Below are 13,099 nucleotides of genomic sequence, written 5' to 3' on the forward strand. Positions count from 1 at the left end.
CCGGCGCGGCCGGCTCGGCGGCGGCAGGCTCCACGGCGGCAGGCCCACCGGTGGTCGGTCCGGCCGGCGCGTCGGTGCTCACGTCGCCAACCGGTAGCCGGCGCCCCGCACGGTCTCCAACCGGTCCCGGCCGAGCTTGCGGCGCAGGTAGCCGACGTACACCTCGACCGCGTTCGGAGCGGTCTCGAGGCTCGCGTCCCAGACGTGGTCCAACAGCTCGATCTTGGAGACGACCTGACCGGGCCTGCGCATCAGATAGTCCAGCAGCGCGAACTCCCGCGCCGTCAGGGCAACCTCCGCGTCGGCCCGGGTGACCCGCCGCCGGGCCGGGTCCAGCCGCAGGTCACCGACCGCGAGCACCGCCGGGCGTTCCGGCGCCCCCCGGCGCAGCAACGCCCGCAGGCGAGCCAGCAGCACGACGTACGAGAAGGGCTTGGTGAGGTAGTCGTCGGCGCCACAGTCGAGGCCGTCCGCCTGGTCGTACTCGCCGTCCTTGGCGGAGAGCATCAGCACCGGCAGCCAGTGCTGCTCGGCGCGCAGCCGCCGGACCAGTTCGTAGCCGGACAGGCCGGGCAGCATCACGTCGAGGATCATGGCGTCGTACCCGCCGTGCCGGGCGGCGTCCAGGCCGGCCGGGCCGGTCGCGGCGACATCCACCACGAACCCCTCCGCCTGCAGACCGCGTTGCAGGGCAGCCGCCAACCGCGCCTCGTCCTCCACCACCAGCAACCGCACGATCCAAGGGTGCCACCTGGGTCAATCGAGGCAACCCGGTGTCCTCAGCACGTTCACAGCGATGACCGGGCAGGATGGTCGCAGGAGGTGCCACCATGTCCGTTCTGAGAAGCCGTCCCATCCTGCGCTGGCTGGTCCCGGCGACCGCCGCCGTAGCCGTGATCGGTGGGGGCGCGGCCATCGGCACGTTCGCCGCCGAGGCAGAGCCGAGCCTGCCACCGCGTACCGCCGCACAGCTCCTGGTCGACCTGCAGACCTCCCGCCTGGAGGGGCTGTCCGGCACCGTCGTGCAGCGAGCCGACCTCGGTCTGCCGCCGGTGGTCGGGCTGGTCGGCGGCAACGACCTGACCACCCTGCTGACCGGTACGCACACCCTGCGGGTCTGGTACTCCGGGCCGGAGCGGCAGCGGGTCGCGCTGCTGGACACCCTCGGCGAGCGGGACCTGATCCGCAACGGCCGCGATCTCTGGACGTGGGAGAGCCGCACCAACACCGCCAGCCATCGCACGCTCGGCGACGCCGAGGCGGGCAAGCCGGCACCGGAGGCCCAGCCGCATTTGCCGGCCACCCCGCAGGAGGCCGCCGACCTGGCTCTCGGCGCGATCGACCCGAGCACCCAGGTCACCGTCGGCCGTTCGGCCACCGTCGCCGGCCGGGACGCGTACGAGCTGGTGCTCCAGCCGCGCGACAAGGACTCGCTGGTGCACCAGCTGCGCATCGCGATCGACGCCAAGCAGCACGTGCCGTTGCGTTTCGAGGTGCTCGCCGAGGGCAGTGACCAGCCGGCGTTCGAGGTGGCCTTCACCCAGGTCGACTACCGGCGTCCCGACGCCGACCAGTTCACCTTCAACCCGCCGCCCGGGGTGACCGTCAGCGAGGAGACCGCCGAGCGGCCAGGGGCGGCCGGGCCGCGCCACTCCGCGCCGGCCGGTGATCCGCAGGTACGCGCCGTCGGCGCCGGCTGGACCACCGTGCTGGTCGCCCGCGTCGGCGGCGCCACCGCCGGCAAGCCGGCCGGCGCCCCGGCCGAGGCGCCGGACGCGGCCGTGTCGAAGCTGCTCGGCGGGCTGCCGGCGGTCAGCGGGAACTGGGGCAGCGGCCGTCTGTTGACCGGCAAGCTCTTCAGCGTGCTGCTCACCGACGACGGCCGGATCCTCGCCGGCGCGGTGACGCCGGAGCGGCTCTACCAGGCCGCCCGCAGCTGACCTACGGCCGTCGCGCCGGCTCGACCCCACGGGTCGGGCCGGCGCGGTCGTCGCGCTCAGGGAGCGGCGGTCACTCCGAGGGCGGTGAGGAACGCGTCGGCGAGCACCGCGTGACCGGGCAGGTGGGGATGCACGCGGTCGTCGGCCCAGCGCTTCGCCGGGCTGACGGCCAGCACCCGGTCGAACGCCGCCTGGGTGGGCACGTGCACCGCGTCGAACTCGGCGGCCAGCGCGGCCACCACGGCGGCGTACCGGTCGGTGTCGGCGCGTTGCGGGTCGCCGCGGTCGGGCTCGATGAAGAACGGGTCGCCGAGGATCAGCCGGCAGCCTGTGGCGTCCACCGCCTGTCGGAGCAGGTCGCGCAGGGTGCGCTCGTACTCGTCGATGCCGACCGCGTCGTCCGGCCAGCCGTCGTAACGTCGCCAGATGTCGTTGATGCCGACCATCACGGAGAGCCAGTCCGGGTGCTGGCCGATCGCGTCGTCCGCCCAGCGGGCGGCCAGGCGCCGGACGGTGTCCCCGCTGACACCCCGGTTGACCCACTGCAGCTCCGCCTCGGGGTGGCGGGCGTCGACCAGGGCGCGGACCAGGCTGACGTAGCCGTCGCCGTACGGCGCGGCCACGTCCCGCCGCCCGCAGTCGGTGATGCTGTCGCCGATGAAGACCACCCGTTGCCCGGTCCGCAGGATCATCCGCCGCCACCTCGCGATCACCGGGCGCGTCGGCCCGTCCGGCTTGGTCCGAGCCGCTCAGACGCGCTATCTTCAACAGTTCGAGGACACAAAAAAGAACGGCTGATAGCCGTTCCTGCAAGCGATTCTAATCTATGGGGAGACGGCTTGTCAAGGCACTCCGGCGGTTCCGGCGAATTGCCGCTCGACGACGAGATCGGTCGCGAGCAGGAGTACGTCTCGATGCTCTACGACCGGCTGGACGGTCTGCGTGAGCAGGCCGCCCACCGGCTCACCGACGAGCTGCGCAGCACCGGCGGCACCCTGCAGGACCGCTCCCAGCGAGACAGCTCCGTGGCGATGTACGCCGACCAGGTCGAGCAGTTCTCCGCCGTGGAGAACGGGCTCTGCTTCGGCCGCCTCGACGGCGATGACGACACCCGCCACTACATCGGCCGGATCGGCATCTTCGACACCACGGGCGACTACGACCCCCTGCTGATGGACTGGCGGGCACCCGCCGCCCGCCCGTTCTATCTCGCGACCGCCGCCAACCCGCAGGGGGTACGCCGCCGCCGGCACCTGCGTACCCGGCAGCGCAAGGTGACCGGGCTCAACGACGAGGTCCTCGACATCGACAGCGCCGCTCCCGACGCCCACGAGGAGCTGACCGGCGAGGCGTCGCTGTTCGCCGCGCTCAACGCCGGCCGCACCGGTCGGATGCGCGACATCGTGGAGACCATCCAGGCCGAACAGGACCGGATCATCCGCGCCGAGCTGCCCGGGGTAATGGTGGTCCAGGGCGGCCCGGGCACCGGCAAGACCGCGGTGGCGCTGCACCGGGCGGCGTACCTGCTCTACACACACCGGCGGGAGCTGTCCAGCCGGGGCGTGCTGCTGGTCGGCCCGAACGCGACCTTCCTGCGCTACATCTCCCAGGTGCTGCCGACGCTGGCCGAGACCGGCGTGCTGCTGCGTACCCAGGGCGACCTGTTTCCCGGGGTCAGCGCGCAGCGGACCGAGCCGGCCGAGGCCGCCGCGCTCAAGGGTCGGGCGGTCCTGACCGAGGTGCTGGCGCTGGCCGTGCGGGACCGGCAGTGGGTGCCGGACGAGCCGCTGGAGATCGAGGTGGAGCGCGAGGCGCTGACCCTCGACCCGGGGACCGTGCGCACCGCGCGGGACCGGGTGCGCCGGGTCGGCCGCCCACACAACCTGGCCCGGGCGCTGTTCGACGTGGAGGTCATCCACGCGCTCGCCGAGCAGGTGGCCGAGCGGATCGGCGCCGACCCGCTGGGCGGGGACAACCTGCTCGACGAGGCCGACCGCGCCGAGATCCGCCGGGAACTGCGGGACGAACCGGAGATCACGGCCGTCCTCGACCGGCTCTGGCCGGTGCTCACCCCGCAGCGCCTGCTCGCCGACCTCTACGCCGATCCGGAGCGCATCGCCACCGCCGCGCCGATGCTCGACGACGAGGAGCGGGCCCTGCTGCACCGCGAGCCGGGTGGCTGGACGCCGGCCGACGTGCCGCTGCTGGACGAGGCCGCCGAACTGCTCGGCGAGGACGAGCGAGCCGCCGCCGCCCGCCGGGACCGCATCCGCCTGATGGAACGGGAGTACGCCGAGGGCGTACTGGAGATCGCCCGGGGTTCCCGTTCGATCGACGTCGAGGACGAGGCCGAGGGCGGTGAGATCCTCGGCGTGACCGACCTGATCGACGCCGACCGGCTGCTGGAGCGGCAGGAGGAGACCGATCGGCTCACCACCGCCCAGCGCGCGGCCGCCGACCGGACCTGGGCGTTCGGTCACGTCATCGTGGACGAGGCGCAGGAGCTCTCGCCGATGGCGTGGCGGCTGCTCATGCGCCGGTGCCCGAGCCGGTCGATGACGATCGTCGGGGACGTGGCGCAGACCGGTGCGCTCACCGGCACGCCCTCCTGGGGCAACGCCCTCGCCCCCTACGTCGCGCGGCGGTGGCGGTTGACCGAGCTGACGGTCAGCTACCGCACCCCCGCCGAGATCATGGCGGTCGCCGCCGACGTGCTCGCCGAGATCGACCCCGCGCTGCGGCCGCCGCGCTCGGTACGGGAGAGCGGCGTACCCCCGTGGGACCGGGCGGTGCCCGAGGAGCAGTTGGCGGCCGAGCTGGTGACGGCGGCCACCCGGGAGGCGGCCGGGCTGGCCGAGGGCCGACTCGGCGTGATCGTGCCGGCCAGCCGGGTGGACGCGTTGGGCGCCTCGGTGACCGCCGCGCTGCCGGAGGCCGCCGTGGGCGAGCATCCGGAGCTGGAGAGCCGCGTGGTGGTGCTGACCGTCGCACAGGCCAAGGGGCTGGAGTTCGACTCGGTGCTGGTGGTCGACCCGGAGCTGATGGTCGCCGAGTCACCGCGCGGACGCAGCGACCTGTACGTAGCCCTCACCCGCGCCACCCAACGCCTGGGCATCCTGCGCCGATCCCGAACCACCGCCTCGTAGCCGCCGCTCTCCGGGCGTGGCTCTACTGGGGACTGTCGGATAGCCGCGTCCGCGGGTGCACCCTCCGGACGGAGGATGTTTCGGGTTGCCGTCGTCGATATCGTCCACCCCGAGCGGCGTCTGTCGGGGGAGGGCGGTGAGCGATGCGATGCGTCATCTGCGGGGCCGACACTGACGCGGCGCTGCCCACCTGCCAGCGTTGCGGGTCGGCCCTGCCCGGCGCAACGGCCGTACCGCGGGCTCCGACGACCAGCGCGACAGCCGCAACCGCCCGGCCACCGAAGCCGGCGGTCGCAGCGTCGGCCCCGGCAGAGCCCGCGGTCGCAGCGTCCGCCGTGCCAGAGCCCGCGGTCGCAGCGTCCGCCGTGCCAGAGCCCGCGGTCTCAGCGTCCGCCGTGCCAGAGCCCGCGGTCGCAGCGTCCGCCGTGCCAGAGCCCGCGGTCTCAGCGTCCGCCCCGGCAGAGCAATCGGCGGTGGCGTCCCCCTCGGGCGCGGCCGGGGCGATGTCGGTACGGGTGTGGGACGTGATGCTGTGCGCGGCCCTGCTCGCCGGGTGGTTGCTGGTCGTGCTCCTCATCGCTCTCGCCCGGGGCGCGCGGGACGTTTCCCTGGTGCCGGGTCGGCTGGCGCCGTGGCACTACCTGCTCGCCACGCTCGCCGTCGCCGTCTACGTGGTGACCGCCGTCCTGGGCGTACCCGAGACTCCGGGGCACATCTGGGCCCGCGCCACCCGGGTCGGGCACCGTCACGGGGACCTGTCACGGGTGGTCCAGCTTCTGGTCCCGACCCTGGTGGTAACCGTCGTGGTAGCGCTCATCGCGGGGGTGACCGTGCCGCTCCCGCCATCGGCGGCCACGTCGGCGGCGCCGCGCGGCGACGAAGTGCCCCCGGCGCGAACGGCACCGACGACCGAGGCGGCATCGACGCCGTCCGAGGTCGAACGACCGACGGCGACGGAGGTCCTGACGCCGACACCAGGCGACGATCCGGACACCGCGCGGCGCGCGCAGGCCGAGGTGGTGAACACCCTGCTGGAGGAGTCGGTCGCCTCACGCGGCGACCTGGCCACCGCCATCGCGGCGGTCGGCGAGTGCCGTGACCTGAGCCGGGCGGTCGCGCTGCTGGAGGGGGTCACACGGCAGCGGCTGGCCCAACGCGATCAGGCCCAGGCATTGACGATTGACGCCTTCGCGGACGGACCGGCAATGCGCGGTTATCTGGTGTCCGCCTTCGCCTACTCGGGTGACGCCGACGCCGCGTACGCCGCCTGGGCGCGACACTCCATCAGCTCCGGCTGCTCGCTCGACGCCAACTGGCGCCGCGGCAACCAGCTCTCCGAGCGGTCGCAGACGGCCAAGGGCGAGTTCCTGCGTCGATGGAACCCGATCGCCAGCTCGTGTGGACTACCCGTCCGCACGACGAAGGACATCTAGTGGGACGGGGAGACGGCGACGTGACGGTGACCGACCGGCCGCAGGCCGACCATTTCGACTTCCCGCCCTACCAGGTGCCGCTCCGGTTGTCCGACACGACCCGGCAGATCTGCGGGGCGGCCTACATCGACGAAGAACTCGCCGACACGGTGATCAGGGAGGTGGTCGAGGACGAACGCCGGGCCGTCGCCCTCTCGTTCGGTTTCGACCTCAACGCGGTCGTGCGGCACTGCTTCCGGGCGCGACGTCGCTATCTGACCCGCGACGGCCTCCTGTTGGGCCTGCTCGCCATCGGCCTGGTCACCTCGACGATCCCCACCATCGCCTGGGTACTGCTCGGGGTGGCCGTGCTGGCCGCCCGGTCGCGGGAGGTACGCCTACTCCCGTTGCGGGTCCGCGTGCTGCTGTTCGGGTCACTCTTCGTCGTGGTTCTCTGCGGCGGCGGAACACTCCTGTTGCCGCTGCTGTTCCTGCCAACGATGATGTCCGACGCGAGCCAACTCGGCGGTGACGCCGACATCTCCGTCAGCTCGCTGGTCGCCGCGCTACAGAGTCAGGTCGCGGTCGGGGCCTTCGGGCTCCTGGCCTGGATGCCCATCCTGCTCGGCGTCGCCACCCTGGTCGTGCTGATCCATTTCGAGCGCACCACCCACCAGATCCTGACCGACGAGCTGCGGCCCGGCGTGCCGCCGGTGCTGCCGCCCGTGCCCGACGAGAGGGTGGCCCGTCGGCTCGCCACGGTGGCTCGTGCCCAGTACGGCAACATCACCGTGCAGGAGCGGGACGCCTTCCTGGGTTGCGGCAAGGCCGAGCTGGGCTGGGCGTACGCCATCGCGGTGCGTCCAGCCGGCAAGCGGACCACCGTCGCTGACGACGCCACCAGCGCCGACACGACGAACCAGGAGGAGTTGGGGCCGGCCCTGACCGCGCACGTGCGGGCGGCGATCAAGCGGATGCGTGAGGAACCGCTGCCGCACGCCGTCCGGATACCCGGCCTCTACCTGGTGCCCCACATCGTGGCTGACGGGGTGCGGCAACAGGGTGATCCGTTGCTCGACCCGACGACAGGCATTCCCCGTAGCCGGGCGTCCGACGAGGTGATCGAGGCGATCATCCGGCATCCACAGGGAGGGTTGCGCTACTACGACCGGATCGTGGTCGGCGACGCCGGCAAGCCGTTGCACACGCCCGACGGACGGCTGGTGCTGCCGGAGCAGAACCTGGGCATCGACATCTCCGCCTTCGTCCACGTCGCCGTCGAGGGCGGGCTGCTCTACGTCGAGTTCGTCACCACCGTGATGCCTCCCATCCGGGCCCGGTACGCGCTGGTCGACCGGCTGCACCCGGAGCAGTCCACGGCCCGGCTCCTGCGGAGCGCCGTGTCGAGCATGCTGACCGACTCGGTGCTCAGCGGCTGGCGGCTGGCCCGCAGACTCGGACACCACTGGCGCATGAGGACCCGGATGGCCGATGCGCTCGCGGCCAGCGCACAGTTCCGGACCCACGACTACGGAGCCCGGATCAGTGTGCGGCAACTCGTCGCGGAGCCGGCCCCGTTCAAACACCTGCAACTACTGGACGAGTGGAAGTACGCCAAGCTGTTGGAACGGGCCGTGTTGGAGGCGGTCGTCGCGTTCCTGAACGAGCGCGGCCTCGACACCGGCGCCCTCGCCCAACGCGCTGCCGAGGTGCAGAACATCTTCGGCAACGTCAACACCATCTTCGGCGGCCAGCAGGCCTTCGCCAGCTCCAACGTCAGCTTTGGACAGCACAACTAGGAGAGCCCCATGGCAGACCCGCAGCCACCGACGCGCTCGACCGTCATCCACAACACGATCACCGGCGGCCAGCAGGCAATGGCCAGCGAGAACGTCAGCTTCGTGCAGTACAACGGCACGACCGATCCCGCGCAGAGACTCGACGAGTTGCTGCGCATCCTCAAGGAACGCGTCAGCGACTTCGATGACCCGGCGCGGGCCGACCGCGAGGTGGCGACGATCGAGGCGGTCCGGGCAGCGCGGCAGCAAGACCGCCAACCGGTGCTGACCTCGTTGGAGACGCTCGCCGCGCTGGCCACGGTGGGCGGGGTGTTGTCGGACACCATCGGCAGGGCGATCGACCTGGTCTCCCAGCACTGGCCGCTCTGAAACCCGACCTCAGGACTCCGGCGACCCTCTCAGACTCGGTCCGCCGATCACGAGGTTGGCGTGGACTGTGATCTCTGACAGCCACGCCAACCTCATGATCACGCAGGGCAATCAGTCGTCGATGGACTTGGCTGGCCCGGTCGCGGACGTGGACTGGTCGCTGGTGCCGCCGCCGGTCGGCGTGCTCAGGCCGCCGGTGGTGGCGTCGCCGGTTGTCGTCGGGGCGACTGTGCCCCGGTGGCGTTCCGGTTGACGGGCCACCCGGCGCACGCTGGCCGGGCCCGCGGTGCCACCCGTGGTGGTCACCGCACCCTGCCCGCCGACGGGACCGCCGTCGCGCAGCACCTGCGGGTCGATCCGCTCGTGCGCCGGGTCGAACGGGTCGTCGCGCTGGATCTGGCTATCCACATCGGTGCGGGGCAGCGTCACCTCGTCGAGGGCGCCCTCGCCGTACACGCCGCCGGCGATCCGGTTCTCGGCCCGGCGGGCGGCGTCCTGCCGCATGTCGTCCTCACGCACGTCCATCACCTCACAGAAGCTGTGGAACCGACTGCGTGCCCGACCACCCGCCCGGCAAACCCACCGTCGCCCCGGGAGGTCGTCCACCCCGGTTCACCGACGCGCCGCCCGCTGGCCGCCTGCCCGCCGCCGGAGGTGTCCATGCTCGTCGGCGACCGGTGGGAGACACCCGCCGGCAGGAGGGGATGACAGCGTGCGCACAGTACGGTGTACCGCCGTCGCGGCCCTGGTGGCCGCGACGGTGACGACCGGGCTCGCGGTGCCCGCCCAGGCGAAGCCGCGGCCGGACCGGACATTCGACGTGCAGGCCCACCGTGGCGGCCTCGGGCTGCGGGTGGAGAACACCCTCGCCTCCTTCGGCAACGCCCTTCAACTCGGGGTGAGCACCCTCGAACTCGACGTGCAGATCACCGAGGACGGCCAGGCCGTGGTGACCCACGACCGGAAGGTCACCGGCTCCAAGTGCGTCGACACCGCCCCGGTGACCGCCGGCGACCCGGAGTTCCCGTACGTCGGGAAGTACGTCAACACGCTCTCCGTGGCCCAGGTGCGCACCCTCGACTGCGGATCGAAGACGCTGCCGGACAAGCCCGGTCAGCTAGCCGTGCCGGGTGCGCGGATGCCGCTGCTGCGTGAGGTCTTCGCGTTGGTGAACCGCTACCAGGCGAGGGGCGTCACGCTCAACGTCGAGACCAAGGTGGAGGCCGGCGCGCCGACCGAGACCGCGCCGCGTGAGCAGTTCGTCCGGGTCACCGCGGCCGAGGTCCGCGCCGCCGGGCTGCTCAGGCAGGTCACCGTGCAGAGCTTCGACTGGGGTTCCCTGATGCGGATGCGTCAGGTCGAGCCGAAACTGCCGCTGGTCGCCCTGACCAACTACGACTTCCTGCAGACCGGCCAACCGGGCGCCTCGCCGTGGCTCGGCGGGCTGGACATCGACGACTTCGGCGGCGACCCGATCCGGGCGATCCGCAGCTTCGGCGCCAGCGCCTTCTCGCCGGTGCACGGCTTCCCGCAGAACGGCACGGTCACCGATCCCGGCTACAAGCCGTACGTCACCAGCACGATGGTGGCCGAGGCGTACCGGTACGGGATCAAGGTGATCCCGTGGACGGTCGACGACGTGCCGACCATGACCAAGCTGATCGACGACGGTGTGGACGGCATCATCACCGACTACCCGGACCGGCTGCGCGGCCTGCTGGCCCAGCGTGGCTACCGCCTGCCGAAGGCGTACGCGGCGCCGTTCGACATCCAGGCGCACCGGGGCGGTCGGGCCACCCGACCGGAGAACACCCTGCCGGCGTTCTCCAACGCGCTGGCCAACAAGGCCATCTCCACACTGGAGCTGGACACCGGTGTGACCGCCGACGGCGAGCTCGTGGTGCTGCACGACCGCACCGTCAACGGGTCGCACTGCGTCGACACCGCCCCGGTGCGACCCGGTGACCCGACGTTCCCGTACGTGGGCAAGCCGGTGCACGAGCTGACCCTGGCGCAGCTCAAGACCGTGGACTGCGGCACGAAGACGCTGCCCGAGCTGCCGGCGCAGGTGCCCGCGCCGGGCGCCCGGATTCCTACCCTGGACGAGGTCTTCGCCCTGGTGAGGGCGAGTGGTCGCAGCGACGTCGGGATGAACATCGAGACGAAGATAAACCCGCTGGTGAACGACACCGAGCCGTACCGCAGCTTCACCCGCAAGCTGGTGGGCGCGATCCAGAGGGCCGGCTTCACCAAGCGGGCCACCATCCAGTCGTTCGACTGGCGCACCATCACCTACGCCCGCCAGCTCGACCGGCGGATCGGCACGGTCGCCCTGGTGTGGCAGTACGGCCCGGCCGAGTGCGCCACCCTCGCCGACGAGTGCTCGTTGCAGGCGGCGTACGGCGACCCGTCGGTGAAGAGCCCGTGGACCGGTGGGCTGGACTGGTGGAGGTACCAGGACCTGGGCAGGCTGACCTGGGCCGCGGGTGCCGGCACCGTGTCGGCGAACTGGCAGGTGCACGACCCGCGTCAGGGGACGGTCGCCTCGGCCGACTGGTACCTGCGCGAGAACCCGGCGTACTTCCACGGACCGGACGTGCGGACCCTTCAGACGCGGTACGACCTGAAGGTGATTCCGTACACCGTCGATGACGCGCGGGTGATGCAGCGGGTCATCGACCTGGGCGTCGACGGCATCATCACCGACGACCCGGAGCTGTTGGTGAGCGTCGCGGTCCGCAACGGCCTGCGCTGATCTGCGCTGACGCGCCGAACACCTGGACGCCGGCCGGGCTTTTCCGGCCGGCGTTCGGTGTTACCTGCTCCGGGGCCTCGGGTAGTCGGGGGTTGTCCCCGCCACGTACGCGAACCCTGCCGTGGCCGAAACGCGGTAGCGGGGCGAGGGAGTGCAGGTACGACTCATCGCATCCTGAGGAGGACCAGATGAGCACGCAGGCTGCTTCCACCAGGCCCATGAACCGGCCGATGTCGGACGCGCAGAACCCCGCGTCGATGCAGAACACGTCGACCCGGCAGATGCCGGTCATGCAGGACGGGCGTCGCAACGACATGCAGGCACCCGGTACGGAGACCAAGCAGGCGTTCAAGACCACCGAGTTCTGGGTCTACATCGCCGCCGTCATCGCCGTGCTGGGCGCGTCGCAGGTCGTTGGTAGGAACTCCACCGGAGTGGACATCTTCCGGGCCGACAATGCCTGGTTCCTGATCACCCTGCTGACGCTGGGCTACCTCGGTAGCCGAGGCCTGGCCAAGGCCGGCAGCAACCATCGCAGCAGCGAGGAGCGCAAGGCCCGGCACTGATCGGGGTACGCGGCCGCACGCCGCACGGTGGCCTCCGGGAGAATCTCCCGGAGGCCACCGTGGCATGTGGACGACTATTCGTCGAAGCCGCCGAAGTCCCCACCCATGTCGCCGTCGAAGGCGTCATCGATCATCTCGCCGGCGATCATGCCGCCAGCGACGCCGAGAGCCGCGCCGGCGACCATCCCGCCCATGCCGTGCCCCCGGCCGTGGCCGTGCCCATGACCATGGCCCGCGCCGTACTGCGAACGAACGCTGCCGTAGCGGGAGGTCGTCTCGCGCAACCAGCCGTCGACGACCTGCGCCCAGTCCACCCGGTCGACGTCGGCGTGCGACACCTGGTAGCGGCCGACCGTGTCATGGCCGGCGCTGAGGAAGCCACCCCGCTTGTCGCACTCAAGGATCACATCGACGGCACGCTGGCTGGTCACGAAGGTCAACTCGACCTCCCTGACGGTGTTCGCGTACTGCGGCGCGGCGAAGAACTCGATCTCCTGGTAGAACGGCAGCGTCTGCTGGACGCCGCGGATGTGGCCGCGCTCCAGGTCGGCGTGCTTGAACCGGAAGCCGAGCCGCTGGAACGCCTCCAGGATCCGCTCGTGCACCGGCAACGGGTGCACCGCCACCTGGTCGAGGTCGCTCTTGTCCACCGCGCGGGCCACCGCCAGTTCGGTGCGCAAACCCATCGTCATGCCGTGCAGGCGCTGGCCGTACACGTCGGTGATCGGGGTCTCCCACGGCACCGGCAGCTGGAACGGAATCGAGAGCTGCTGCTTGGGCGCGAGCTGGAGCGGGCCGCTGACGGCCATCCGGTGGAACTCCAACGTGCCCGCGTACTCGGTGTCGTGTCCCTCGACCTCGACGCGGGTGACCAGGCCGATCACCACCTGCTCGATGGCCGCCGGGCCGTCCCCGCCGACGAGGTTGACCTGCCCGTCGAGGGTCAGGCCGGGCCGGGTGTTGGGGTTGGTCAGTACGGTGTCCACGCTGGGACCGCCGACACCGAACGCGCTCAACATCTTCTTGAAGACCATCGGAACTCCCGTGCAACAGGCGTCCGCTCCAGGATGGCGTCGGACGTCGACTCGAACGGCACCCTATCCAGCACCCCT

General features: G+C 71.6%; 11 protein-coding genes. 7 read left to right on the forward strand and 4 right to left on the reverse strand.

The genetic code is table 11. The features are described from left to right. Positions 1–78: 78 nt before the first annotated feature. Positions 79–735, reverse strand: coding sequence for a response regulator transcription factor (locus ACLJN9_RS16730; RefSeq protein ID WP_410812270.1), 657 nt, complete (start codon positions 733–735; stop codon positions 79–81). Positions 736–830: 95 nt separating this feature from the next. Between ACLJN9_RS16730 and ACLJN9_RS16735 the strand changes: the two genes are divergently transcribed. After that, positions 831–1,940 carry a LolA family protein gene (locus ACLJN9_RS16735; protein WP_410812271.1) on the forward strand — a complete coding sequence of 370 codons (1,110 nt, stop codon included), beginning with the start codon at positions 831–833 and terminating at the stop codon, positions 1,938–1,940. A gap of 56 nt (positions 1,941–1,996) precedes the next feature. Here ACLJN9_RS16735 and ACLJN9_RS16740 read toward each other — a convergent pair whose 3' ends face one another. Continuing rightward, complete coding sequence (locus tag ACLJN9_RS16740) at positions 1,997–2,632, reverse strand: SGNH/GDSL hydrolase family protein (RefSeq protein WP_410812273.1); 636 nt, start codon at positions 2,630–2,632, stop codon at positions 1,997–1,999. Positions 2,633–2,854: 222 nt separating this feature from the next. On the opposite strand from ACLJN9_RS16740, the gene ACLJN9_RS16745 reads away from it, so the two are divergent. From ACLJN9_RS16745 to ACLJN9_RS16760, 4 genes are all read left to right on the forward strand, one after another. Continuing rightward, entirely contained in the window at positions 2,855–5,086 is a 2,232-nt protein-coding gene (locus ACLJN9_RS16745; protein ID WP_410812478.1) for a HelD family protein, read from the forward strand. Between the two features lie 473 nt (positions 5,087–5,559). Beyond that, positions 5,560–6,519 (forward strand): hypothetical protein, encoded by a 960-nt coding sequence (locus ACLJN9_RS16750; protein WP_410812274.1) that lies wholly within the window; start codon positions 5,560–5,562, stop codon positions 6,517–6,519. A gap of 20 nt (positions 6,520–6,539) precedes the next feature. Beyond that, complete coding sequence (locus tag ACLJN9_RS16755) at positions 6,540–8,297, forward strand: hypothetical protein (RefSeq protein ID WP_410812275.1); 1,758 nt, start codon at positions 6,540–6,542, stop codon at positions 8,295–8,297. Between the two features lie 9 nt (positions 8,298–8,306). Next, the gene (locus tag ACLJN9_RS16760; RefSeq protein ID WP_410812276.1) at positions 8,307–8,666 is read left to right on the forward strand and encodes a hypothetical protein; all 360 of its coding nucleotides are present in this window, start codon (positions 8,307–8,309) and stop codon (positions 8,664–8,666) included. Positions 8,667–8,777: 111 nt separating this feature from the next. Here ACLJN9_RS16760 and ACLJN9_RS16765 read toward each other — a convergent pair whose 3' ends face one another. Continuing rightward, positions 8,778–9,185 (reverse strand): hypothetical protein, encoded by a 408-nt coding sequence (locus ACLJN9_RS16765; protein WP_410812277.1) that lies wholly within the window; start codon positions 9,183–9,185, stop codon positions 8,778–8,780. A 193-nt stretch (positions 9,186–9,378) separates the two neighbouring features. Here ACLJN9_RS16765 and ACLJN9_RS16770 point away from each other — a divergent pair, with 193 nt between their 5' ends. Beyond that, positions 9,379–11,421, forward strand: coding sequence for a glycerophosphodiester phosphodiesterase family protein (locus tag ACLJN9_RS16770; protein WP_410812278.1), 2,043 nt, complete (start codon positions 9,379–9,381; stop codon positions 11,419–11,421). A gap of 188 nt (positions 11,422–11,609) precedes the next feature. Beyond that, positions 11,610–11,987, forward strand: a complete 378-nt coding sequence (locus ACLJN9_RS16775; RefSeq protein WP_410812279.1) for a hypothetical protein — start codon at positions 11,610–11,612, stop codon at positions 11,985–11,987. A gap of 74 nt (positions 11,988–12,061) precedes the next feature. On the opposite strand, the gene ACLJN9_RS16780 is transcribed toward ACLJN9_RS16775, so the two are convergent. After that, a complete protein-coding gene (locus ACLJN9_RS16780) occupies positions 12,062–13,021 on the reverse strand; it encodes a sporulation protein (RefSeq protein WP_410812280.1) in 960 nt (319 codons plus the stop codon). Between the last annotated feature and the right edge of the window lie 78 nt (positions 13,022–13,099).

This window comes from Micromonospora sp. 067-2, from assembly GCF_046549295.1.
Taxonomy (GTDB): Bacteria; Actinomycetota; Actinomycetes; order Mycobacteriales; family Micromonosporaceae; genus Micromonospora.